Source organism: Aquisalinus luteolus, from assembly GCF_009712425.2.
Taxonomy (GTDB): domain Bacteria; phylum Pseudomonadota; class Alphaproteobacteria; order Caulobacterales; family Parvularculaceae; genus Aquisalinus; species Aquisalinus luteolus.
Genome location: NZ_VCJR02000001.1, coordinates 1,189,632 through 1,212,271, shown reverse-complemented (window position 1 = coordinate 1,212,271; position 22,640 = coordinate 1,189,632). Strand labels below are relative to the sequence as shown.

23 protein-coding genes are annotated in these 22,640 nt (G+C 60.6%); 12 read left to right on the top strand and 11 right to left on the bottom strand.

Features of this window, described 5'->3' with window-relative positions:
* Positions 1-36: 36 nt before the first annotated feature.
* From FF098_RS05665 to FF098_RS05655, 3 genes are read right to left on the bottom strand one after another with little or no spacing between them, the layout of a single operon-like run.
* A complete protein-coding gene (locus tag FF098_RS05665; protein ID WP_155138293.1) occupies positions 37-708 on the bottom strand; it encodes a hypothetical protein in 672 nt (223 codons plus the stop codon).
* Positions 709-762: 54 nt separating this feature from the next.
* Complete coding sequence (locus tag FF098_RS05660; RefSeq protein WP_155138291.1) at positions 763-1,374, bottom strand: class I SAM-dependent methyltransferase; 612 nt, start codon at positions 1,372-1,374, stop codon at positions 763-765.
* A complete protein-coding gene (locus FF098_RS05655) occupies positions 1,371-3,131 on the bottom strand; it encodes an FAD-dependent oxidoreductase (RefSeq protein WP_155138289.1) in 1,761 nt (586 codons plus the stop codon). The genes FF098_RS05660 and FF098_RS05655 overlap by 4 nt, the downstream gene beginning before the upstream one ends.
* 143 nt (positions 3,132-3,274) lie before the next feature.
* Here FF098_RS05655 and FF098_RS05650 point away from each other — a divergent pair, with 143 nt between their 5' ends.
* Positions 3,275-4,258, top strand: a complete 984-nt coding sequence (locus FF098_RS05650) for a malate dehydrogenase (RefSeq protein WP_155138287.1) — start codon at positions 3,275-3,277, stop codon at positions 4,256-4,258.
* A 62-nt stretch (positions 4,259-4,320) separates the two neighbouring features.
* Here FF098_RS05650 and FF098_RS05645 read toward each other — a convergent pair whose 3' ends face one another.
* The 7 genes from FF098_RS05645 to FF098_RS05615 form a co-directional block, all read right to left on the bottom strand.
* Positions 4,321-4,965, bottom strand: coding sequence for a hypothetical protein (locus FF098_RS05645; protein WP_155138285.1), 645 nt, complete (start codon positions 4,963-4,965; stop codon positions 4,321-4,323).
* Positions 4,966-5,078: 113 nt separating this feature from the next.
* Complete coding sequence (locus tag FF098_RS05640; RefSeq protein WP_155138283.1) at positions 5,079-5,282, bottom strand: hypothetical protein; 204 nt, start codon at positions 5,280-5,282, stop codon at positions 5,079-5,081.
* A gap of 216 nt (positions 5,283-5,498) precedes the next feature.
* Positions 5,499-6,152, bottom strand: a complete 654-nt coding sequence (locus tag FF098_RS05635; RefSeq protein ID WP_155138281.1) for a phytanoyl-CoA dioxygenase family protein — start codon at positions 6,150-6,152, stop codon at positions 5,499-5,501.
* 5 nt (positions 6,153-6,157) lie between these two features.
* Positions 6,158-7,672 carry an Asp-tRNA(Asn)/Glu-tRNA(Gln) amidotransferase subunit GatA gene (gene gatA, locus FF098_RS05630; protein ID WP_155138280.1) on the bottom strand — a complete coding sequence of 505 codons (1,515 nt, stop codon included), beginning with the start codon at positions 7,670-7,672 and terminating at the stop codon, positions 6,158-6,160.
* Positions 7,669-7,995, bottom strand: a complete 327-nt coding sequence (locus tag FF098_RS05625) for a hypothetical protein (RefSeq protein ID WP_155138278.1) — start codon at positions 7,993-7,995, stop codon at positions 7,669-7,671. Before FF098_RS05625 ends, gatA begins: the two co-directional genes overlap by 4 nt.
* 71 nt (positions 7,996-8,066) lie before the next feature.
* The gene (gatC, locus tag FF098_RS05620; RefSeq protein WP_155138276.1) at positions 8,067-8,366 is read right to left on the bottom strand and encodes an Asp-tRNA(Asn)/Glu-tRNA(Gln) amidotransferase subunit GatC; all 300 of its coding nucleotides are present in this window, start codon (positions 8,364-8,366) and stop codon (positions 8,067-8,069) included.
* Positions 8,367-8,470: 104 nt separating this feature from the next.
* Positions 8,471-9,748 carry a gluzincin family metallopeptidase gene (locus FF098_RS05615; protein WP_155138273.1) on the bottom strand — a complete coding sequence of 426 codons (1,278 nt, stop codon included), beginning with the start codon at positions 9,746-9,748 and terminating at the stop codon, positions 8,471-8,473.
* Between FF098_RS05615 and ruvX the strand changes: the two genes are divergently transcribed.
* From ruvX to dprA, 6 genes are all read left to right on the top strand, one after another.
* The gene (gene ruvX / locus FF098_RS05610) at positions 9,747-10,208 is read left to right on the top strand and encodes a Holliday junction resolvase RuvX (RefSeq protein ID WP_155138271.1); all 462 of its coding nucleotides are present in this window, start codon (positions 9,747-9,749) and stop codon (positions 10,206-10,208) included. The two genes, FF098_RS05615 and ruvX, sit on opposite strands and share 2 nt — an antisense overlap.
* An 80-nt stretch (positions 10,209-10,288) precedes the next feature.
* Entirely contained in the window at positions 10,289-11,425 is a 1,137-nt protein-coding gene (locus FF098_RS05605) for a DUF547 domain-containing protein (protein WP_155138269.1), read from the top strand.
* Between the two features lie 34 nt (positions 11,426-11,459).
* Entirely contained in the window at positions 11,460-12,491 is a 1,032-nt protein-coding gene (locus FF098_RS05600) for an aspartate carbamoyltransferase catalytic subunit (RefSeq protein WP_205967397.1), read from the top strand.
* Positions 12,492-12,496: 5 nt separating this feature from the next.
* Entirely contained in the window at positions 12,497-13,534 is a 1,038-nt protein-coding gene (locus tag FF098_RS05595; protein ID WP_155138267.1) for an SDR family oxidoreductase, read from the top strand.
* Positions 13,531-14,124 carry a glycerol-3-phosphate 1-O-acyltransferase PlsY gene (plsY, locus tag FF098_RS05590; RefSeq protein WP_155138265.1) on the top strand — a complete coding sequence of 198 codons (594 nt, stop codon included), beginning with the start codon at positions 13,531-13,533 and terminating at the stop codon, positions 14,122-14,124. Before FF098_RS05595 ends, plsY begins: the two co-directional genes overlap by 4 nt.
* Before the next feature lie 75 nt (positions 14,125-14,199).
* Entirely contained in the window at positions 14,200-15,315 is a 1,116-nt protein-coding gene (gene dprA, locus FF098_RS05585; protein ID WP_155138263.1) for a DNA-processing protein DprA, read from the top strand.
* On the opposite strand, the gene FF098_RS05580 is transcribed toward dprA, so the two are convergent.
* A complete protein-coding gene (locus FF098_RS05580; RefSeq protein WP_155138261.1) occupies positions 15,290-15,505 on the bottom strand; it encodes a hypothetical protein in 216 nt (71 codons plus the stop codon). The genes dprA and FF098_RS05580 overlap by 26 nt on opposite strands.
* A 517-nt stretch (positions 15,506-16,022) precedes the next feature.
* Here FF098_RS05580 and topA point away from each other — a divergent pair.
* From topA to rpmG, 5 genes are all read left to right on the top strand, one after another.
* Entirely contained in the window at positions 16,023-18,659 is a 2,637-nt protein-coding gene (topA, locus tag FF098_RS05575; protein ID WP_155138259.1) for a type I DNA topoisomerase, read from the top strand.
* 38 nt (positions 18,660-18,697) lie between these two features.
* The gene (gene rnr / locus FF098_RS05570) at positions 18,698-21,112 is read left to right on the top strand and encodes a ribonuclease R (RefSeq protein WP_166426346.1); all 2,415 of its coding nucleotides are present in this window, start codon (positions 18,698-18,700) and stop codon (positions 21,110-21,112) included.
* 90 nt (positions 21,113-21,202) lie between these two features.
* The gene (locus FF098_RS05565; protein WP_155138257.1) at positions 21,203-21,850 is read left to right on the top strand and encodes a hypothetical protein; all 648 of its coding nucleotides are present in this window, start codon (positions 21,203-21,205) and stop codon (positions 21,848-21,850) included.
* Positions 21,851-21,903: 53 nt separating this feature from the next.
* Entirely contained in the window at positions 21,904-22,356 is a 453-nt protein-coding gene (locus FF098_RS05560; protein WP_155138255.1) for a DUF983 domain-containing protein, read from the top strand.
* A gap of 100 nt (positions 22,357-22,456) precedes the next feature.
* On the top strand, positions 22,457-22,624 hold the full coding sequence (gene rpmG / locus FF098_RS05555; protein ID WP_155138253.1) for a 50S ribosomal protein L33: 168 nt from the start codon (positions 22,457-22,459) through the stop codon (positions 22,622-22,624).
* The last annotated feature ends 16 nt before the right edge of the window (positions 22,625-22,640 follow it).

The following is a 22,640-nucleotide window of genomic DNA, read 5'->3' as shown; positions in this document are numbered from 1 at the left end:
GCACGCGATTCAAGCCATGAAACGGGATTGGCCGCGCTAATTGTCCGAGGCCAACGCCGCTTCCAGCTTTTCGAGCGGGTCCAATATATTGAGCGAAGGTTGGGTGCCCGAAAAACAGGAATCAGCGAGATTGTGTGCGATCTCTGCCAGATATCCCGGTTTCGTAGCCTCGTCAGGCGAACGGGTCGTGCCGACCATGCCTTTTCCGGTTTTCATGGCGAATAGATAATTGGTTCCATCAAGCCCTACATGAGGTGGTTCAAGCTTGTCGTCATAGGGATACTTCGTCCGGCGAAGCATTTCAAACCAGACATCCAGCAAACGCGATCCCATATCCGGCGAGAGAGGCACCTCACAGCTTATGATCGGGATCTCAGGCAGCGATTCATTCAATTCTTCTCTTTCCCCCAGCGCCTCACGATAGTCGATCCATATCTGCTTTTCCGGTGTGGCACCGACGATCGAATAGTCGCCTCCGGACATTTTTATGCTGACGGCGAATTCCTCGGAGAATGAGGGGATAACCAGCGCAGTAGCAAAAACATATCTATCAGAAATTGCTGGCGAAAGAGACTGCCGGATGAGATTACCGTACTCGTCATGCCACTTAGGGTTATAGATAGAACCCACAGGCTCGAGATGATCTCCGGCATGAGCCATCGGAAAGGTGAAAAAAGCAAATAGAGCAATCAAGGCCGGAATACGCATTCGCCAAGCCTAATGTAAAAAAGCCCTCTCTCAAACTCTAATGATCTGCAGGCACTATTTCCTTTTCAGCGCCACGGCCAGTTCCGCCTTGCCGCCTAGGCTGGGGTGCGGGAAAGCCTGCGGCTCTGCATCAGGCCACGCCCAGCTCTCCTCCCCGAACAGCGCCCTCATTTCATCCATGTCGCAGCCATAGGGCGGGCCGCCGCGCTCTTCCTTCTGCATGAACAGGGCGAGCAGATGGCCGCCGGGGGCGATCTGCTCGAACGCAGCTTTCTCATACTCTTCACGCTTGCTCGGGTGGATCGCGCAGAGAAACGTCTGCTCGTAATAGAGATCAACGGGGCTGTCAGGGCGGAAGGCCAGTGCATCGCCGGTGACGAGGGTGCCGGTCAGCCCGGCCGCCTTGAACTGCGTCCACTGCCAGACGATGGCGCTCGACGCATAATCAACCGCGCTCACCTCCAGCCCGAGACTGGCAAAGGCCAGCGGCTCGAGCGAGCGCCCGCAGCCGGGCACATAGACGGATTTTCCAGAAGCAATCAGACCGGCGTCGAGCCACATCGTGAAGGCCGGGTGCAGCTCGCCCCGCTCCCATGGCGCATCGTCTGCCTTGAAGCGCTCCTCCCAGTCGACGGGCTTGCGGTCTTCCGATTCAGCTTCGCTCATGCAGTCTCTTTTTCCGGCTCGGCTTCAGCCCGCTTCGTGCGCAGCTCCGCCAGCACCTTGTGAATATCGGAGACGCAGACAGAGCCCTCGCCCACCGCCGAAGCGACCCGCTTGACCGATTGCGAGCGCACATCGCCGACGGCGAAGATGCCGGGCCGTGAGGATTCGAACGTAAAGGGCTGGCGTTCGCACGCCTCGCCCCCCTTGATCTTCTCCCATGCAATGCCCGCATCGCGCCCGGTGATGATGAAGCCTTTTTCGTCGAGGGCGAGGCAGCCTTCCACCCACGCCGTGTTCGGCACGGCGCCGATCATCAGGAAGATGTGGCCGATATCCCGGGTCGTGACCTCGCCCGTTTTACGATGCTTCCACTCAGCTTGTCGTAACGCCTCGTCGCCCTCGATATGGCAAAGCTCCGTATTCTCATAGAGCGTGATGCCGGAAGAGGCCTTGATCCGCCCGACGAGATAGTCCGACATCGTGTCGGCGACGTCTGCCCGGCGCACCAGCATGTGCACATGTTTCGAATGCTGGGCGAGATAGACCGCCGCCTGCCCGGCGGAATTGCCGCCGCCGATGACGACGACCTCGGTGTCCGTACACAGACGCGCCTCCAGCGCCGTTGCCGCGTAATGCACGTTCTGGCCGTCATAGTCCGACAGATTGTCGACATCCATGGAGCGATAGCTGGCGCCGGACGCGATCACTACCGTACGGGCCTGCACCCTTTCGCCGCTTTCCATTTCGATCGTATAGGGATGATCGTCGCAATGCAGCGCCTTCACACAGTATGGCACGGCCATGACCGCGCCGAATTTCTGCGCCTGCACGAAGGCCCGCCCCGCCAGCGCCTGACCGGATATGCCGGTGGGGAAGCCGAGATAGTTCTCGATCTTGGAGGATGTCCCCGCCTGCCCGCCCGGCGCCATATCCTCCACGATCAGCGTCGACAGCCCCTCGGAGGCGGCATAGACCGCCGCCGCCAGCCCGGACGGCCCGCCGCCGATCACCGCCGTGTCGTAGATCTCGTCGTCCTTGAACTCATGGCTGATGCCGAGGAAATGGCCAAGCTCCAGCAGGCTTGGGTGACGGATCATGGAGTCGCCCTTGCCGATGACGACCGGCAGGCATTGCGGCGACAGGTTCAGGCCCCGCATTACCGGTTCGGTCTCGGCGTCGTTCTCCTCCAGCGTCAGCACCTTCACCGGATAGCCATTGCGGCGCAGGAAACGCTCGATCTGCAGCATCTGGCTCGCGCCCTTGTTGCCGATGACAATGACCGCGCCCTGCTCATGCTCCATCAGCGCGACATGGCGCAGGATGAAAGCCCGCATGATGATCTCGGCGAGGTCCGGCAGCGCCGTCATCATCTCGCGGAATTTCTCGCGGTTCAGGCGCAGAACCTCGCCATCCTCGCCCATGCGGCCGGAAACCAGGACCTTCCGGTCATTGAACAGGTCAAGCTCGCCAGTAAATTGATGGCGGCCATGGCGGGTGAAGACATGGTCATCGCCCCGCCCCTGATCATCGAAAATCTCGACCTCGCCTGACAGCATGACGAAGAAATCGACCGTGCGGTCGCCGCGGGTAAACAAGGCAGCGCCCTTCTCCACCTTCTCGACAGAACCATAGGGGCGGATGCGGTCGATCTGCTCGTACGTCAGGACAGGAAATGTCTGCTCCCGTCGCGCGTATGGGTCGGTCGGGCTCTGGCCGGTGGGGTCCTGCTGGCCCGGGGACCCTTCAGTGTCTGCCATGTCATCTCTCCTGCTTGTCTTTCTAGATAGCCTTGACGGGAGGGCACGGCAATCACACTACATTGGCCTTCTTGATCACCAGCCCCATTGGGCCTATGCCATGCGCACGGAATTCTACCGCAACGCAATAAGAGGAAATCATCATGAAAGCACCAGTCCGCGTCGCCGTTACCGGCGCAGCCGGCCAGATCGGTTATGCGCTCCTTTTCCGCATCGCTTCGGGCGACATGCTCGGCAAGGACCAGCCGGTCATCCTGCAGATGCTCGAAATCACCCCGGCCTTACCGGCGCTGGAAGGCGTTATCATGGAGCTGAACGACTGCGCGTTCCCGCTGCTCGCCGGCACGGTCGCTACCGACGACCCGAATGTCGCGTTCAAGGACGCTGACTTCGCCCTGCTCGTCGGCGCGATGCCTCGCAAGCAGGGCATGGAGCGCAAGGACCTGCTGGAAGCCAATGGCGGCATTTTCGGCCCGCAGGGCAAGGCGATCAACGATCATGCCTCCCGCGACGTCAAGGTTCTGGTCGTCGGCAACCCGGCCAACACCAACGCGCTGATCGCCCAGCAGAACGCGCCTGATCTGGACCCGAAATGCTTCACCGCCATGGTCCGCCTCGACCACAACCGCGCGATGAGCCAGCTGGCCGAGAAGACCGGCGCCCATTCGACCGACGTGAAGGGTATCACCATCTGGGGCAACCACTCCTCGACCCAGTATCCGGACCTGCACCAGGCGACGGTCAACGGCAAGCCGGCCCTCGATCAGGTCGATCAGGACTGGTACGAAAACACGTACATTCCGGAAGTCCAGCAGCGCGGCGCCGCGATCATCAAGGCCCGCGGCGCGTCGTCTGCGGCCTCCGCTGCCTCCGCCGCAATCGACCACATGCGCTCCTGGGCGCTGGGCACGACGGATGGCGAATGGATCTCCATGGGCATCCCGTCAGACGGCTCCTACGGCATTGAGCCGGGCGTCATCTATGGCTATCCGGTGACCTGCAAGGGTGGCAAATACGAGATCGTCCAGGGCCTCAAGATCAACGACTTCTCCCGCGCCCGCATGGACGCGACAGAGAAAGAGCTTCGCGAAGAACGCGCCGCCGTCGAAGGCCTGTTCGCGAAATAAGCTCTGTTTACAGAGTAAGATGACAAAGCCCGGCGGTAACCTGCCGGGCTTTTTTTTAAGGCTTATTCGGACGGCACCAATTTTCTTTCCTCTGCCACCCCTTCAGCCTGAAGAATGGACAGGATCGCCGGGATAACATCGAACGAAATATCCGTCATGTTATGCTTTGAGGAGTCCTGAGGATGCAGCTTTACATTCTCGAACCGTTTCAGGTTTTCCGCCTGGTATGTGTCGCTCGGCTCGCCCTTTGGATAATACAAGTGAACGTTCAGTTTCGGCTTCTGTTCGTCCATATGGACACCCAGATCACGCCGGCTGTCGTCAAGGATCACCTCATCCATCACCCCAAGTATCTGCGCACCGCGCGGATCGATCTCCCTGCTGGCAAGGCTCACATTGGTAAAGGACGAAAACCCGATGAAGCATGACGCGCCAGCATAGATACTGTGCATCAATCCGCCATATCCGCCACCTGATGCTCCGATGGCAATAGTGTAATCGTTGCGGCCGGTTTCAGCCTCTACATGCTTGCGAAGGCTCCCCTCCTCGGGAAATTCCAGGCTGCTGTTGACGAGCATATTCAGCCGAGACCCTGAAAACACGTCGACCGTAAAGCCGTGCTCCTTCAGCAGGGCTACGACCTTTTCAGCATTGTGGCTCAACACTTTCTTGCTGAAGCCGGTAAAGATAAAGGCATGCTTCTTCATACAGGGACCCCCACCGATAAGCTACTAGCCCCTGACGTCGTGAAACTGCTAACGATGCAGGGTTCGATGCGGGAAACTACTACAGGATGGGGCGTATAGGATATAAAATAAGTTTATTCCTCAAAAGATTCGGGCATCGGCATCTGGCAGATTACCTCCGCGCCGAAGCCGCTGGTATCTACCGTCAGAACACCATCGGGGTAACAGAACTCCTCCGCCCCTGCCCGCGCGCGGCTGTCGAGAAAGAAGTCAGCGCCGAGATAGGCGATCACGGCGATGACCAGTATGCCGATGAGTATTTTCAGCGTCCGGTTCATGATGTCTCTCCCTCTTATTTGCCTGCCCTGAGCATTTAACCCTGAACTCGCCACTCTTGTCATCCCGGGACTGCTCAAACATCACCCCGTGACCAAGCTTTGTTTTAATGAGTGCCTACAGAGCGTCCATTTTCCAAACAGCTCGCCGGAGATGGGTCCCGGCTCGCGCTGCGCTTGGCCGGGATGACAGGTTGAGAGTTTGAGCCAACAGAAACTTTAGCTCAACGCCCACTCCAGTGGTGGCGGCAAGTCTTTTGGGGAAAGATCGACATGGATTACGCGGCGTCGGCGCTCGGATGTCGAGGCTAGAGAGCGATGCACTATAGGCGTAGCCAGTATGACCGCATCCCCGGCTGACTGTTCGATGGCGACTGCCTTTCCCGCAGCAGCAGCACTGGCAGTCTCCGCGTCTGAAAGGCGGCCAAGACAATGTGATCCGGAAATGACTTCCAAGGCTCCATTCGTCTTATCTACATCGTCCAGATGCAACCGCATCGTTAGCATATCTTCCATGAACCGGAAGGGGGGCTCGACATGCGGCACACCACCTTTTGTGCTCCACACCTGAAACTCCGGCAACTCATGCCTCTCACGCACAGCGATGGTCCGGTCCTGATGCCAGCCCAATGTCCAGTTTCGACCCGGCTTCTTGTCAAACAGGATAATCCGTACCGGTCGTATGTCCTGAGTGGACCGCTCGGCCACCAAGGAGAGCATCGGACCGAACACAGTTTCGCGTAATTTTTCTTGCGGCTCAAACACACGACAGCCAGCTGCCTCGAAGGACAGCTGGCTGATCAGTTCTGTAATCTGGATAGTGTCTATAACAGCAGACAGTTTCTCATAACCATCTACTGCGAGACTTGGCATATAGCCTAAACCCACCACTCGTCCGGCTTGGCCGTGAATCCGGCGGACTGCTCCAGCGCGTCCGCACCTTTCAGCAACGTCTCCTCGTCGAACGGACGGCCGATCAGCTGCAGGCCGAGGGGCAGGCCCTGGCCGTCGAGACCGGCAGGCACCGAGATACCTGGGAGGCCGGCAAGGTTCGCCGTGACGGTGAAGATGTCGTTGAGATACATCTCGACCGGGTCGGCATTTTTCTTCTCGCCGAGACCGAAGGCGGCAGACGGCGTCGACGGGGTCAGGATCAGGTCGACCTGCTTGTAGGCTTCCTGGAACTCGTCGAAGATCTTCTTGCGCACCTTCTGTGCACGGATGTAATAGGCGTCGTAGTAGCCCGCCGAAAGAACGTATGTGCCGATCAGGATGCGGCGCTTGACCTCGTCCCCGAAACCGGCGGCGCGGGTCTTCTCGTACAGGGCGGTGATGTTGTCCTTGTCGTCGGCGACGCGCAGGCCATATTTCACGCCGTCATAACGGGCAAGGTTCGAGGACGCCTCCGCCGGGGCGACGATGTAGTAGACCGGCAGCGCATATTTCGTCATTGGCAGGGAGATGTCGACGATCTCCGCGCCAGCATCCCTCATCCAGTCGATGCCCTGCTGCCAGAGTTTCTCGATCTCCTCCGGCATACCGTCGATGCGATATTCCTTGGGCACGCCGATCTTTAGGCCCTTCACGCCCTGGCCCAGTACCGCCTCATAGTCCGGTACCGGACGGTCGATGCAGGTGGAATCTTTCGGATCGTGCCCGGCCATGGACTTCAGCATGATGGCGCTGTCGCGCACCGTGCGGGTGATCGGCCCTGCCTGGTCGAGCGACGACGCAAACGCGACGACGCCCCAGCGCGAGACGCGGCCATAGGTCGGCTTCAGGCCGACCGTGCCGGTAAAGGCCGCAGGCTGACGAATCGAACCGCCGGTGTCCGTCGCGGTCGCGCCAGCACAGAGCCGCGCGGCAACGGCAGACGAAGACCCACCGGACGAGCCGCCCGGCGTCAGCCCGCCAACGACTTTGCCCGCCTCGATGCGGGTGGCGTTATCGCCAGTGCGGCGCCACGGGTTGACGACATCGCCGTAATAGGACGTCTCGTTGGACGAACCCATGGCGAATTCGTCGAGGTTCAGCTTACCCAGCATCACTGCGCCGTCGGCGAACAGGTTGGTCGTCACAGTCGATTCATATTTCGGGTGGAAGCCGTCGAGGATGTGGCTCGCCGCCGTCGTCAGCGTGTCGCGAGTACAGAACAGGTCCTTGATGCCCAGCGGCACGCCTTCCAGCGCCCCGCCCTCGCCCTTGGCGAGCCTGGCGTCGGATTCAGTCGCCTTATCGCGGGCGATATCCGGCGTCGGGGTGATGAAGGCATTCAGCGCCGCCGCACCCTCGATCCGGGCGATATAGGCGTCGGTTACCTCGGCGGAAGTAAAGTCTTTTTTCTTCAGGCCGTCGCGCAGGTCGGCAAGGGAGAGTTCGGTATAATCAGTCATGTCGTGCAACTTCTTATGATATCAAAACTGGTCTGTATGCTTTCAGCAATCGTTTCACTTATCGGATCACCACCGCCGTCATCCGTGTAATCCTTCCAAACAGCATAGCCCTTTTCAAATTCTTCATCAGGCTGCTGATGGGTGCCTTTCAATCTGTCTACGCTTGAAAGTACAGCGGACTGAAGGAATGGCGTATGAAAGATATCCTCGGTTTGGCAATCATCCTTAAGCTTCGTGTGTCGGTCCTTCTGAACCGGCAGATTTCTGATCTTTATGGAAACGACTGTTTCCCCTCTGAATTCTTCTATGCGCCCAATCAGCATATCCGCCTCCTCCGGCAAGCCCTTCACTGACCAGACCTGCCCGACAGCTAATGAGACAGAATGGCTCTCACTCACTCCACCACCTTCGGCACGACGAAGAAGTGATCTTCCGTCTTCGGCGCATTGGCGACGATATCCTCCGGCTTGCCGCCGCCGGTATAGTCGTGGGTCAGCACATCCTCGCGCATCGGCAACTGTGTCTCTACCGTGGAGGCCATCGCCTCTACGCCCTCGACATCGACCTCGTTAAGCATCTCGATCCAGTCGAGAATGCCGGAGAGTTCCTTTGCGAGCGGTTCGAGGCGTTCCTCCGGCTCGGCGATGCGGGCCAGCTTGGCGACCTTGCGGACGGTTTCCTTGTCGATGGACATGGGGTTTCCCTGAATGCTTGTCGTGAAAGAATATCGTCACCGGTTAGCAAGCCCGCCCCGCAAGGGCAAGGGCGTTGCTGGGCCCAGAACCTCTAATGGGCGAGCTATAGAGAGCCCTCGAACAGGCCATCGACGATCAGGCGGCCATTGGCACCGGACCAGTCGGCGGTGACGAACTGGCGCAGCGACCGGGTGAAAGGCTCGCTGCCGGACCAGTCGGCGGCAAAGTCGTAGAACGCCTCGGCACTCTGACCGTCGCGGCGCTCAGCAGCAAAATCGGCAAAAGCCTTCCACGTAGAGACCACTGTCGCGCCCTCGCGCTGGGCCGACAACGCCGTCCACGTCATGACGCCGCAGGCATAGCTCGCCTCGTGGTCGCCGCGCGCGGCCGCCTTGTCGAGCGGACCGCCGGAAAGCGCATTGGCGCAATTTCGCTGGGCCCGGCCGAGCATCGCCGAATAATCGGCATCTGAATATTTCTCGGTGATGAACAGGCTCTCCAACCCGATCGCCTGGGCGCCGCCCTCATGGAGCCAGTCCGGCGCAGTGCCTACACCTTGGCGTTCCAGCTGCCAGAGATGGGCCATCTCGTGGGCGATATTCTCCAGCACCCGGCGCTGGGCTTCCTGCCCGACCTCGCCGAGGCCACCGCCGATGAAGCGGATCAACGCCTGCCCGCGCACACTGTCGCCCTCAATGGATATCTGTCCGGGCCGTCCGGCATCGTAGAGCATGTAGAGTTCAGGCCGGGTCGACAACTCCCCACCCAGCACACCCTTGTAGTAATCATTCAGCACGGCGATGGAATTACCGATCATGCCCTGCACAGCCTGCGGCATTGCACCCTCGTAGAGCATGACGATGTTCTCGCCCTCCCAGATCAGCGGCTGGCCGACCCACTGGAAACGCGGCCCCGCCGACTGCCCGGAGACACGATCACCATTGACCGCGACCGGCTGGAACGGCGCGATATTGATGACCGCCGCCTCGGTGCCGTATTGCACCAGCGGATAGGCCTTGGCCGGTGTCTCAAGCGAGCGGTCAAGAACGACGCTGACAAGGTCGAACGGCTCACTGCCCTCAAAGCCGATGCCGTTACCCTCGCCCGCCATGCTGACGATCTCGCCATTCATGGTGATCGTCAGCGCGGAGAGATAATCCGGTGACAGACCGATAGTCAGGCTCTCCACTGGCTCTTGCGGACGATAGCCAATTTCCACCCCCGCATCCGTCAGGAACGGATAAAGCTGCACGTGATAGCTCTGGCTCGTCTGAGGCGCAGGACGCAGGACCAGCACCAGCGCCAGAATGAACAAAGCCAGTACCCCCGCGCCCACCGCCAGGGTTGCCGCGCCGGGGTTTTTGCCCGATAGGACGCTCATGTCAGGAAATTTCATCGACCAGCTCTCAGCCTTTCCGCCGTCAGGGCCCGTCTTCGGGCTCGATCTCGGAACAAAGACAATCGGCATCGCCGTGTCAAACCCGGAAAGAAGCCTGGCAACGCCGGTCACCACGATCCGGCGCAAGAAGTTCACGCAGGACGCCGAGGCGATGCTCGCGCTGGCCACAGAGCGCCGTGTCACCGGCATCATCCTGGGCCTGCCGATCAACATGGACGGGACCGAAGGACCCCGCGCCCAGGCGACCCGCGCCTTTGCCCGCAATCTTGCGCGCCTGTCCGACTTGCCGGTCGCCTTCTGGGACGAGCGCCTGTCCACCGCTGCCGCTGAACGGGAAATGATCGCGCTGGACACCAGCCGCGCCCGCCGCGCCGAGACGATCGACGAGATGGCCGCGACCTATATCCTTCAAGGCGCCTTAGACCGAATGAAATCGCGCTAGCGAAACCACACAATTCCTGTGGCAGAATCTGCCAGTGCTGCTAGGGTAAGGCCCAGTAGTAATTGTCTGTGTGGGGCATCATGATCACTCGTCTCTTCATCATCCTGTCGTTGCTGGCTGTCGCTGCCTGCGCGACAACCGAAACTGCGACGCGCGCCGAACGCGAACCGGCGCTGACACAATTCGCACCGGCTCCTTCGGTCAATACGCGCCTCGATTACGAAGTCTGGGACGAGCTGCTGTCCGGCATGGTCTTCTCCTTCGGGCAGTCCCTGCGCACCCGGGCAGGCTCGCCGCCGCCAAAGACTGGCTCCAATCTGACGCCGGGCCATAACTCCCCCTATCGCCTGGAGGGCAACCGTGTCGTCTTTTCGCTTTTCACTGACGAGTACAAGGCGCTGATCGTCGAGTACCGCATCGCGCTGGAAGACATCGGCAACGAGATCGACATCACGACACTCAGCCGCAACGAGCAGCTGGCCTACTGGCTGAACCTGCACAACGCGCTGATGATCGAGACGATCGCCGTCAACTATCCGATAAAGCAGCCCCACCGCCTCCTCTTCGGCGATCCGGGCGTGCCCCTGGATGACGCCAAGCTGGTCACCATCCAGGGCGTGCCGCTGTCGCTGCGCGATATTCGCGAACGCATCGTCTATCCCCACTGGGACGATCCGCTGGTCATCTACGGCTTCTTCCGCGGCAATATCGGCGGGCCAAGTATCCACCGCGAGGCCTATGGCTCTTCGAATATCACCCGGAACCTGCGGTCCAATGCGACGGAATTCGTCAACTCCCTGCGCGGTGTGAGCGAGCGGACCAACACGATTGATATTTCGCAGATCTATTACGAGGCTGCGCCGTGGTACTTCCCGGACTTCGATGCCGACGTGAAGGCGCACCTTGCCCGCTATGCCACCGCCGATGTCACCGAAATTCTCGAAAACGACCGCCCCCTGCGCAAGGGCGTCTATGAGTATGACATCGCTGACCTTGCCGGCGGTGTCGAAGGCGGCTCGAGCTATTATGTCGTCGATGCCCTGAGCGGTCAGGAGGATATCAATATCGATGTGCCGCAGACGGTCACACGCCTGCTGAAAGAGTTCGAGAACAAGATCGAAACCGCCAACCGCCGCCGCCTGTTCGAGGGCCGCCCGCGTGGCACGGTGACGATCATCGACGGTGACATCGACGAGGTCGCACCTGAGATCGACTGAGGAAAACCGATCGCTGGCGGGCGCAGGATCGCGCTTGCCAGCGCCCGTCGATCACGCCTATATCCGGGGCTTGATGAGCCTTTATCCTGAACGCCCGACACCGCCCGATGGCGGCCTGTCCCGGATGCATCTGACCGGCATCAATGCCCTGTCGGATGGAGACCTGATTTTCCTGCTGAAGCTTGCCCAATATTACCGGGCGCTGGTGCGTGACGATCTCGATATCCCGCTGCGCCTGAAGGGCCGCACACAGGTGAACCTGTTCTTCGAAAACTCGACTCGTACGAACTGCTCCTTCGAACTGGCGGGCAAGAAGCTGGGCGCTGACATCATCGTCGTGCCGGTCGCCGCCTCCTCCGTCCACAAGGGCGAGGAGTTGCAGGACACGACCCAGACCCTTGCGGCGATGGGCGCGGATGCGATGGTCGTGCGCAACAAGGAGCACGACACGGCGGAGTTTGTCTCCTCGGCGCTGGGCAAGGCGAACATTCCCTGCGCCGTCATCAATGCCGGCGAAGGCACGCGCAGCCATCCGACGCAGGCGCTTCTCGACGCAGCGACAATGCTGGAAAGCCTTGGCCGCACGCCCGAGGAAGGGCTGAAGGGTATCACCGTCGCAATTTGCGGCGACGTTCGCCATTCGCGCGTCGCCGGGTCGAACGCCGAGTTGCTGCCCCGCCTGGGTGCAGAGGTGCGCTTTGTTGGCCCGGAGCAGCTGCACCCTGCCGCGAACCAGTACAGCCATGTCGAGCGCTATACCTCACTGAAGGAAGGCCTTGCCGGTTGCGATTTCGTCATGGCCCTCCGCATGCAGATGGAACGCATGGAAAGCGGCTATGGCATGACTAACGAAGAGTACCATGCAACCTTCGGCCTGACCCACGAGACGCTGGGCTTCGCCGCACTCACCGCAAAGGTCATGCATCCGGGCCCGATGAACCGGGGGATCGAGATTTCAGGGGCTCTCGCAGACGACCGGTCACGCTCACTGATCCTCGACCAGGTCGCCCATGGCGTGACGACCCGCATGGCCGTGCTCGACGCGCTTTTGACCGAACAGGAGTGACTTCAATGTCCGACACCGTGCTTGTAACGGGCGCATCAGGTTTCATCGCGCAGCACTGTATCGTGCAGTTGCTTGAAGCGGGGTATGACGTGCGGGGCACGCTGCGCAGCCCGAACCGCGAACAGGAAGTGCGCGATGCCATAAGCGCCATGCTGCCCAGCGGTGGCGAGAAGCTTTCCTTCGCCTATGTCGACCTGTTGAAGGATGATGGCTGGGAAGAAGCGATGGCAGGCTGCACTTACCTGCTGCATGTCGCCTCGCCCTTCCCGCTCGCGCAGCCGAAGGACGAGAACGAGATCATCCGCCCGGCGGTCGATGGCGCCCTGCGAGCACTGCAAGCTGCCGCCCGCGCCGGTGTGAGACGCACTGTCCTGACCTCGTCTCTCGTCGCCGTCATGTATGGCCATAACGGCCGCGAGCGCCCGTTCGACGAACACGACTGGTCGAACCTGTCGGGCGACGGCATCAGCGCCTATGCGAAATCGAAAACACTGGCAGAAAAGGCGGCGTGGGATTTCATCAGCACACCCCGCAATCGCGGCATGGAACTGGCCGTCATCAACCCCGGTCTCGTGCTCGGCCCGATCACGACGCCGGACACGTCGACCTCCATGGAGCCGCTGGTGCAGATGATGAGCGGGCAAATGCCGGCCCTGCCCCGCCTGTCCTTCCCCGTCGTCGATGTGCGCGATGTCGCTGCCGCCCATGTCGCGGCGATGACCGAGCCGGAAGCGGCGGGCAAGCGGTTCTGCTGTGCCGTCGATGAGCTCTGGTTCAAGGATATCTCGGACATGATTAAAGAACCGATGGTCGCCCATGGTATCAAGGTACCGACCACCGTCCTGCCGGACTTCGCCGTGCGGCTATTCGCCCTGTTCCGTCCGGACCTGAAGGCGCTGTTGCCGGACCTCGGCATCGAACGGAAGATCAACAACATGCAGATACGCCGTGTACTGAACTGGTCGCCGCGGAGCGCTGAGGAAGCAACCCTCGCCGCTGCGGAGAGCCTCGTTGCCGCCGGCGTCGTAAAGGCTAAATCATGATGCTCGTTCTCGCCCTCGTCCTCGGCTATCTGCTCGGCTCCATACCCTTTGGCCTTGTCATCACGAAGCTAGCCGGCCTCGGCGATATCCGTGCGATCGGCTCCGGCAATATCGGTGCGACGAACGTGCTGCGTACGGGCCGCAAGGACCTGGCGCTGGCAACACTGCTGCTCGACTCCGGCAAGGGTGCGATCGCGGTCATTATCATCGGGCTGATCACCGGCTGGGCGGAGGCCCCGATGGCTCTCGCCGGTGCTGCAGCCTTTCTCGGGCATTGCTTTCCGGTCTGGCTGAAATTCAAGGGTGGCAAGGGTGTCGCAACATTTCTCGGCACCCTGCTGGCACTCAATTTCTTTGCCGGGCTGATCGCCTGCGCCATCTGGCTTGTGACCGCTTTCATCAGCCGCATCTCGTCCCTGTCGGCGCTGGTTGCCGCTGCCGTGTCGCCGCTGGTGTTCTATGTCGGCTTCGGCGAGGCGATTACCGCAATCGCTGCCCTGTTCATGACAGTGCTTATTTTCATCCGCCATCGCGCCAATATCGAGCGCCTGATGGCAGGGACGGAGCCCAGGATCGGCGGCAAGAAATAATCCTTTCACCCGGCAAAACCGGGTTGAACATAACGGGAACACATGCGAGGTTGTGGACAAAGGGGAACACACCGCATGGATCTGCACGAGCTGTCTGAACGGGAAAGGCGCGACTGGCTGCGCCTGATACGATCCGAGCAGATCGGCCCCGTGACCTTTCACCAGCTGATCAAGCGCTTTGGCTCTGCGGGCGATGCTCTCGAACGTATTCCTGATATCGCAAACACCCGCAAGAGTCTGAAGCTGTGTTCTCCCGATCAGGTCGAGGCGGAACTTGAAGCGGCGGACCGGCTCGGTGTGCATCTGATCGCGTCCAGCGAGCCATCCTATCCGCGTGCCCTGCGCGCCATCAGCGATGCTCCGCCTGTGCTGTGCGTTGCCGGTGATCCCGGCCTTTTCCAGAGAAATGCAATCGCCATTGTCGGCGCAAGGAATGCCTCCGCCGTTGGGCGACGCATGGCAAGCGACCTGGCCCGTGACCTTGGGACCGCCGGTCTCGTCGTCGTCTCCGGTCTGGCCAGAGGCATTGATGGCGCCGCCCACGCCGCCTCTCTCTCATCGGGCACCATTGCCGCGGTGGCAGGCGGTATCGATGTGATTTATCCCCCTGAACACCGCGACCTGACAGAAGAAATCGCGAGGCGCGGCGCAGTTGTGTCGGAGCGGCCGATAGGGTTCAAGCCTACAGGCAAGGATTTTCCCCGCCGCAACCGGATCATCTCTGGTCTGTCGCTAGGGGTGATCGTCGTAGAAGCCGCGGTTAAGTCAGGCACGCTGATCACGGCGCGTTATGCGGCGGAACAAGGACGTGATGTCTTCTCCGTGCCCGGTTCGCCGCTCGATCCGCGATGCCAGGGCACCAACAGGTTGATCAGGGACGGCGCGATGCTGATAGAGAATGCTCAGGATGTCATCGACAGCCTGCAGGGAGCAACGAATGTCCTGAGGGAGCCGGCCGGCGATCTGTTCGACCATGCAGACGCAATGGCCATCGATGCCGATGCCGTCGCCAATGCGCGGCGAGAAATCGTGAGCCTTCTCAGCTACACCCCTGTGCACCGGGATATCATTTTGCGGGAAGCGACCGCCGCGCCTGCCATTGTTGCCGATGCCCTGCTCGACCTCGTCCTGTCGGGCGAGGCCGAGGAGCACACCGGTGGGCGGTTTAGCCTGTCATGCGATGCGAATTAGCGCCAAAACCATTATGGCGCTCCATCAGGCTGAGAGCCAGGCCGTACACCTCCGAAAGCGCAGACAGATTTTTTGAACTCGACATCTGTTTTAGCGCTCGAGTGGCATCACTCATGTAACTGATGAGGTCTGCTTCACTGATCTGACGAAGAAAGGCTTCGTCATGATCTTGAACTTGATATTCACTCATAGTTTCCCTCCTTCTGCCCGAAACAGCCTGCGACCACCAAGTAAACAAAATGTTACAGTTGTGTTACTGGGACCGTTAACAACTTAAAGTTATGGATTTTAGTTACCATGTCGCTTGATAGTGCGGGATATTGACTGACGCGCCTGCAGAAATACGGGCTTCAGATCATCATATCCCCTCATTTCACACATACTGGCTAACTCCTCTGACATATCGTGCATATAGCCGAGAATCTCTTCATCAGAAGCGGACTGGATAAAGTACTTATCGAGGGGGACCTTGCCCCTGCCATTCCCCGATCGACTCATAGAAGTGCTCCCCTTACGCGTCCCCCGGTATGCACTCCTTGCGCGATTCCATCAATATTTATTTACCATAAGTTGCGGCTTTGAGATTGCGTGTTGACAGGAAGCCCGCGCCCGACCACTTTCGCGAACCGCTGCCTGTACACTTATTTATCGCGCCGCCACACGCCTGCCGGGAACGGCAGATGGGGCGGACAGGGAAAAAAGATCGAATGCAAGTCGTCATCGTCGAGTCGCCATCAAAGGCCAAAACCATCAACAAATATCTCGGCAATGACTACAAGGTGCTCGCCTCCTACGGTCATATTCGCGACCTGCCTTCCAAGGATGGCTCCGTCGATCCGGAGCAGGATTTCGCGATGATCTGGGACATGGACGCGAAGTCGAAAAAGCGCGTCAGCGAAATCGTCGATGCGGTGAAAAATTCCGACGGCCTGATTCTCGCGACCGACCCCGACCGCGAGGGCGAAGCGATTTCCTGGCACCTGATGGAAGTGCTGCATGCCCGCAAGGCCATCAAAGACAAACCCGTTCGCCGCGTCGCCTTTAATGCCATCACGAAGAAGGCTGTCGCGGAGGCGATGGCGAACCCGCGCGATGTCGATCAGGCGCTGGTCGATGCCTATCTCGCCCGCCGGGCCCTCGATTATCTCGTCGGCTTCACCCTGTCGCCGGTACTATGGCGCAAGTTGCCGGGCTCGCGCTCTGCTGGCCGCGTCCAGTCCGTCGCCCTGCGGCTGATCTGCGAGCGTGAGCTGGAGATCGAAAAATTCGTCGCCGAGGAATACTGGTCGCTGGAAGCGCAGGTCACCTCCGGTGGGTCGTCGCCCTTCACCGCCCGCCTCGTGACGCTTGATGGCGAAAAGCTGACCAAGTTCTCGCTGGGCAATGCCGACGACGCCGCCCGCGCCAAGGCAGCGGTTGACGAAGGCACGTTCCGCATTGCCGATGTGCAGTCAAAGCCGGTGCGCCGTAATCCCTATGCGCCGTTCACGACCTCGACTCTGCAGCAGGAAGCGTCCCGCAAGCTCGGCTTCAACGCCTCGCGCACCATGCGGACGGCACAGCGCCTCTATGAAGGCATTTCCATCGGCGGCGAGACGGTCGGTCTTATCACCTATATGCGGACCGACGGCATCGACATGGCGCCGGAAGCCGTGCAGGACGCCCGCGCCGCGGTAAAAGGCACGTTCGGCGAGGAATATTTGCCCGACAGCCCGAGGATGTACAAATCCAAGGCCAAGAACGCCCAGGAAGCGCACGAATGTATCCGCCCGACCAGCTTCACCCGTCACCCGCGCGGGCTGAAGAATCTCGATACGGACGAATACCGCCTGTATGACCTGATCTGGAAACGTGCCATCGCCTCGCAGATGGAAGCGGCCCGCCTCGAACAGACGACGATCGAGATCGTGTCGTCCGATGACAAGACAGGGCTGCGCGCCACCGGGTCCGTCGTCGTGTTCGACGGCTTCCTCAAGCTCTACACCGAGACCCGCGACGATAGCGACAGCGAGGAAGATGGCGAAAGCCGGCTGCCGAAAGTCGAGGCAGGTGCAGGCGCCGACGTGCAGGACGCCAAGACCGAGCAGCACTTCACCCAGCCCCCGCCCCGCTTCACCGAAGCCTCGCTCGTCAAACGGCTGGAAGAATTGGGCATCGGCCGCCCGTCGACCTATGCGTCGATCATCTCGGTGCTGCAGGACCGCACCTACGTGACCATGGACAAGAACCGGTTCATCCCGGACGACAAGGGCCGCATCGTCACGGCGTTCCTGGAGAATTTCTTCGAGCGCTATGTCGAATATGATTTCACGGCAAACCTCGAGGAGACCCTCGACGAGATTTCCGACGGCAAGGCCGACTGGAAGCAGTTCCTGCGTGACTTCTGGCGCGAGTTCAACGCGACTGTCGAGAGCCTGTCGGACCTGCGCATCACCCACGTCCTCGACGCGCTGAACGAGGCGCTCGGCCCCCACATCTTCCCACCGCGCGAAGATGGCAAGCCGGCGCGGCTGTGCCCGACCTGTAACGAGGGCGAGCTGTCGCTGAAAATCGGCCGGTTCGGCGCGTTCATCGGCTGCTCGAATTATCCGGACTGCAACTACACTCGCCAGCTGGCGAAGTCAGAGGCTGACGATCCCGAACTCGCCGAAGGCAAGGTGCTGGGCGTCGATCCGAACACGTCGCTCGAGGTTTCCCTGCGCACGGGCCGGTTCGGGCCCTATGTGCAGCTCGGCGAGGAAAACAAGGAACTGAAGGAAAAGCCCAAGCGCGCGTCCATCCCCAAGGGCTGGGAGATCGCCGATATCGATTTCGACAAGGCGATGATGCTGCTCTCCCTGCCGCGCGAAGTCGGTCCGCACCCGGAAGATGGCGAGATGATTGAAGCCGCCATCGGCCGCTACGGCCCTTATATCAAGCACGGCAAGACCTATGCGAACCTCCCGAGCGCGGATGAAGTGTTCGAGATCGGTCTAAACCGCGCCGTCACGCTGATCGCCGAAAAGAAAGCCAATCCCCGCGGTCGCGGCCAGACGGCCAAGCCTCTGCGCGAACTTGGCGCCCACCCGGAAACCGAAGACCCGGTCAATGTGTTCGACGGTCGCTACGGCCCTTACGTGAAGCACCAGAAGATCAACGCGACCATCCCCAAAGGCATGGACCCGCAGAAGATCACGCTGGAAGAGGCTGTAACCCTGATCGCCGAGCGCGAAGCCAAGGGCGGCAAGAAGAAAAAGGCGACCAAGAAAAAAGCCGCCAAGAAGACTGCAAAGAAGAGCACGAAGAAGGCGGCCAAGAAGTCCACCAAGAAGGCTACGAAGAAAGCTACCAAGAAATCTACGTAACCCGATGAGGTGCCACTCCGGCGCCTGGAAAGAACCCAGTGGCTCGATTACCCTCGAAGAAGCAGATACGCGACTTCATCGAAGAAGCTCAGAACAATTCCGGCAAGGTGACCCGGCGCGAGATCGCGCGCGCCTTCAATATCAAGGGCGATGATCGCGCCTGGCTGCGCCAAACCCTGAAAGAAATGTCCGGTGACGGACTGATCGACCTGTCGGGCAAGCGCACCAGCGTCAAGGCCGACCTGCCGCCTGTTGCCGTGCTCGATATTCATACCGCAGACGATGAAGGCGACCTGCAATGCTTTCCGCCGGAATGGAAAGAGGACTACGCCCCGCCGACCATCATCCTGCCGTCCAGCTCCGCCGGGAAAACCCGTCCTGCGCTCGGTGTCGGCGACCGCTTCCTTGGCCGCCTGGCCCGCCAGAACGATGGCAGCTATATCGCCAAGCCGATCAAGCAGATCGGCCAGGCGGCAGAGCGCGTGCTCGGCGTCTTTCGCCCGCGCAAGGTTGGCGGTGTGATCCAGCCGGTTAACCGCCGCATCCGCCGCGACCTGATCGTCGAGCGAGGCGATGAAGGCGGCGCCGCTGACGGTGATCTCGTCTGGGCCGAGCAGAAACGCTCGCGCGGCTATGGCCCGAACAAGGCCCGCGTGCGCGAGGTCGTCGGCCAGATCGAAGACCAGTCGTCCTACTCCCTCATCGCCATCGCCAATCACGATATCCGCGTCGACTTCCCGCCAGAGGTGAACAAGGAAGCCAACGAGATGTCGCTGCCGGACCTCGAAGGCGGGCGCGAGGATTTGCGCAACCTGCCCTTCATCACCATCGACCCGGCAGATGCCCGCGACCATGACGATGCCTGCTTCGCCGAACGGGACCCCGATCCGAAGAACAAGGATGGCTGGCGCGTCATCGTCGCCATCGCCGACGTGTCGTGGTTCGTCACTCCCGGTTCGGAACTGGATCGCGAGGCGAGGAAACGCGGCAACTCCACCTACCTGCCCGACTATGTCGTGCCGATGCTGCCGGAGAAGCTGTCCAACGACCTCTGTTCACTAAAGGAAGGACTGGACCGCCCTGCCCTGTGTGCCGACATGCGCTTTGCCGCCGATGGCCGCAAGATCGGCCACCGCTTCTATCGCGCCATGATCCGCTCCCATGCCGGGCTCTCCTATAACGAGGCGCAGGACGCGATCGATGGCGCGATCAACGAACACGCCATGCCGGTCTATGAGAGCGTGCTGAAGCCGCTCTGGGCTGCCTACGCCGCAGTGAAAACCGCGCGCGACAAGCGTGCGCCGCTCGATCTCGACCTGCCGGAACGCAAGATCGTCTTCGACGACAACGGCCATGTCGAAGGCGTGAAGCTGCGCGAGCGCTTCGATGCCCATCGCCTGATCGAGGAATTCATGATCCAGGCCAACGTCTCCGCCGCCGAGGCGCTGGAGGAGACCAAGCTGCCGGTCATCTATCGCATCCACGACCAGCCGGACCCGGAAAAGCTTGAGGGTGTACGGACGTTCCTCGACAGCATGGATTACAACCTGCCCAAGGGCCAGAACCTGAAACCGTCCGCGCTGAACAAGATCCTGCAGGATTCCGCCGAGCGGGACGAGGCACGGATGATCAGCCAGGTCGTGTTGCGCTCGCAGGCTCAGGCGATTTACGATACGGACAATATCGGCCATTTCGGGCTGAACCTGCAGCGCTATGCGCACTTCACTTCCCCCATCCGGCGCTATGCCGACCTGACTGTCCACCGCGCCCTCGTCGCCTCCTTCAATCTTGGCAAGGGTGCGCAGACAGACCGTGAAGCCAAGGAACTGGACGCGATTGCCGAAGATATTTCCGTGCTTGAGCGCCAGTCCATGGCGGCAGAGCGCGAGGCGACAGACCGGTTCATGGCCGCCTGGCTCGCCGACCGGGTCGGCGCTGAATTCCGCGCCCATATCAATGGGGTCACCCGCGCCGGCATCTTCGTCACTCTCGATGAGACGGGTGCGGACGGGTTTGTGCCCATGCGCACCCTCGACGGCGAATATTTCCGCCACGAGCCTGACCTGAACATCCTGATCGGCGAATCGACCGGCGGCATCTATCGCCTCGGACAGGGTGTGACCGTCCAGCTGACCGAGGTCACGCCACTGCAGGGCGGGCTGTTGTTCAAGATGATCTCCGACCCGATGAAGGGCGAGAAACCGCCGAAATCATCCCGCAAGGGCGGCGGGCGCAAAGGTGAACGCCGGGATTCAGGAAAGCCCGGTGCTGGCCCCTCCTCGCGCAAGCGATCCCGCCGCAAGCCGGGTACCGCGCCCGGCGCCCGTGGCCCGAGCCAGAAGCCACGCGCCGACGAGGCGGGCGAACCCCGCAAGGGGCGGAAAGGTCCTGCCCGGAAAGGCGCAGGCCAGAAACCGGGCAAAAGACCTGGTCAGAAACCCCGAAAACGCTAGGCCTTTGCCCTCCTCCCACCGATGCATGTGAACCATGGACAGCCGGGGCTGTTCGGGGCTCTAATGGTGCAGGGAAACGAGGTTAACGCCATGAGAAAACTGCCAGTCCTGCTTTTTGCCGCTGTCTTGTGCCTGTCGGCCTGTTTTGGCGGCGATGAAGAACCCGATGACATCATTGTCGAAGAGGAGAAAAGCGAGCTCTTCTCGGCTGACGATGACAGCGACGGAGAGGCTCGGGAAGAAAGCGAGCCAGCCCCGACTGAACAGGAAGATGCCGTTGGCCCGTCTTCGCCAACCCCTGTCCGTTCCCTGCAGGCGGCTGGGGCCATGACGCAAGGCAGCTATACTGCCGTTTCTACCACAGCCATGGGCATCACCGGCGATATCAGCTTCGATTCCGACCTGATCAATTTTGGCAAGGGCCAGACGATGACGACGCGCCTGACAGAGATGGTGCCGGCGACAGAGGCTTATAATGTTAGCGGCGACAGCTGGGCGAGCCTGCTGTTCACCCCCGAAGTGGCCGAGATCGAGATCCGCGAAGTTGTGGGCATGACGACGTCAGAAGAGGCCCAGCCCCTGTGCAGTGAACCTCCCCAATGGGTTGGTGTCGGCTCGGACCGTGGCCTAAAAGACAGCTCGGTTTCCGTGTCCATCGCGCTGCTGACAGGCGACACACCGCCTGGCCCCGAGGCGCCGGAAGACAATGTCTGCGCCACCTACAGCTTCTCGAAATGACAGATTGACGCCCCGCCCTTGCGTCGTGACATGGCCAGGCGCATGTTCGCGCGATGAGCAATAATACACCCCTCGTATATGGCGGCCACGATGACGGCAAACGCAGCGTACGCAGCGCAATGTGGCGCGGCATGAAGAAACGCTGCCCGCAATGCGGCAAAGGCCACATCTTCAAGGGTTATACCAAGATCAAGGACCAGTGCGAAGAATGTGGCCTGGTCCTGTCCGGTCACGAAGCCGATGACGGCCCGCCCTATTTCACCATGCTCATCGCCGGGCACGCCATTATCCCGTTGATGCTGGAATGGAAACGCCATTTCCATCCGCCTGTCGGTCTGCAATTGCTCGTTTCGCTGACGCTCCTCGGGCTGGCTATCTGGTGGCTCTTGCCGGTGACGAAGGGTGCCCTGATCGGCATCCAGTGGGCCAATCGCATGCATGGCTTCTCGGATCATCCCGATGAAGACATAGAGGACAGCCTGCGGGCCGAGGAGCCCTCCCGCTAGACTACAGGCTGGGCGTCTTTCTTGCCGGAAATGCCTTGACTTTAGGTCGAAGGCCGGTATTTTCCGCGCTTCGCGCTAACGCGTTTCAAGGAGTTTTACGATGGCCAAACCGACAACCATCAAGATCCGGCTGAACAGCACGGCTGACACCGGGTATTTCTACGTCACGAAGAAAAACACCCGCAACATGACCGAGAAAATGGTCAAGAAGAAATACGACCCGATTGCGAAGAAGCATGTCGAGTTCAAGGAAGGCAAGATCAAGTAAGATCCGCCTGACCTGT

What these genes read in the sequence shown, in the direction of transcription:
- FF098_RS05605 (WP_155138269.1), top strand. Translation starts at nt 10,289, where the DNA reads ATGATCACTCGTCTCTTCATCATCCTGTCGTTGCTGGCTGTCGCTGCC.
- FF098_RS05640 (WP_155138283.1), bottom strand. Translation starts at nt 5,282, where the DNA reads ATGAACCGGACGCTGAAAATACTCATCGGCATACTGGTCATCGCCGTG.
- dprA (WP_155138263.1), top strand. Translation starts at nt 14,200, where the DNA reads ATGGATCTGCACGAGCTGTCTGAACGGGAAAGGCGCGACTGGCTGCGC.
- FF098_RS05645 (WP_155138285.1), bottom strand. Translation starts at nt 4,965, where the DNA reads ATGAAGAAGCATGCCTTTATCTTTACCGGCTTCAGCAAGAAAGTGTTG.
- FF098_RS05565 (WP_155138257.1), top strand. Translation starts at nt 21,203, where the DNA reads ATGAGAAAACTGCCAGTCCTGCTTTTTGCCGCTGTCTTGTGCCTGTCG.
- FF098_RS05660 (WP_155138291.1), bottom strand. Translation starts at nt 1,374, where the DNA reads ATGAGCGAAGCTGAATCGGAAGACCGCAAGCCCGTCGACTGGGAGGAG.
- FF098_RS05595 (WP_155138267.1), top strand. Translation starts at nt 12,497, where the DNA reads ATGTCCGACACCGTGCTTGTAACGGGCGCATCAGGTTTCATCGCGCAG.
- gatC (WP_155138276.1), bottom strand. Translation starts at nt 8,366, where the DNA reads ATGTCCATCGACAAGGAAACCGTCCGCAAGGTCGCCAAGCTGGCCCGC.
- topA (WP_155138259.1), top strand. Translation starts at nt 16,023, where the DNA reads ATGCAAGTCGTCATCGTCGAGTCGCCATCAAAGGCCAAAACCATCAAC.
- FF098_RS05625 (WP_155138278.1), bottom strand. Translation starts at nt 7,995, where the DNA reads ATGCTGATTGGGCGCATAGAAGAATTCAGAGGGGAAACAGTCGTTTCC.
- plsY (WP_155138265.1), top strand. Translation starts at nt 13,531, where the DNA reads ATGATGCTCGTTCTCGCCCTCGTCCTCGGCTATCTGCTCGGCTCCATA.
- FF098_RS05655 (WP_155138289.1), bottom strand. Translation starts at nt 3,131, where the DNA reads ATGGCAGACACTGAAGGGTCCCCGGGCCAGCAGGACCCCACCGGCCAG.
- ruvX (WP_155138271.1), top strand. Translation starts at nt 9,747, where the DNA reads ATGTCAGGAAATTTCATCGACCAGCTCTCAGCCTTTCCGCCGTCAGGG.
- FF098_RS05580 (WP_155138261.1), bottom strand. Translation starts at nt 15,505, where the DNA reads ATGAGTGAATATCAAGTTCAAGATCATGACGAAGCCTTTCTTCGTCAG.
- FF098_RS05560 (WP_155138255.1), top strand. Translation starts at nt 21,904, where the DNA reads ATGAGCAATAATACACCCCTCGTATATGGCGGCCACGATGACGGCAAA.
- FF098_RS05635 (WP_155138281.1), bottom strand. Translation starts at nt 6,152, where the DNA reads ATGCCAAGTCTCGCAGTAGATGGTTATGAGAAACTGTCTGCTGTTATA.
- rpmG (WP_155138253.1), top strand. Translation starts at nt 22,457, where the DNA reads ATGGCCAAACCGACAACCATCAAGATCCGGCTGAACAGCACGGCTGAC.
- FF098_RS05650 (WP_155138287.1), top strand. Translation starts at nt 3,275, where the DNA reads ATGAAAGCACCAGTCCGCGTCGCCGTTACCGGCGCAGCCGGCCAGATC.
- gatA (WP_155138280.1), bottom strand. Translation starts at nt 7,672, where the DNA reads ATGACTGATTATACCGAACTCTCCCTTGCCGACCTGCGCGACGGCCTG.
- FF098_RS05615 (WP_155138273.1), bottom strand. Translation starts at nt 9,748, where the DNA reads ATGAGCGTCCTATCGGGCAAAAACCCCGGCGCGGCAACCCTGGCGGTG.
- FF098_RS05665 (WP_155138293.1), bottom strand. Translation starts at nt 708, where the DNA reads ATGCGTATTCCGGCCTTGATTGCTCTATTTGCTTTTTTCACCTTTCCG.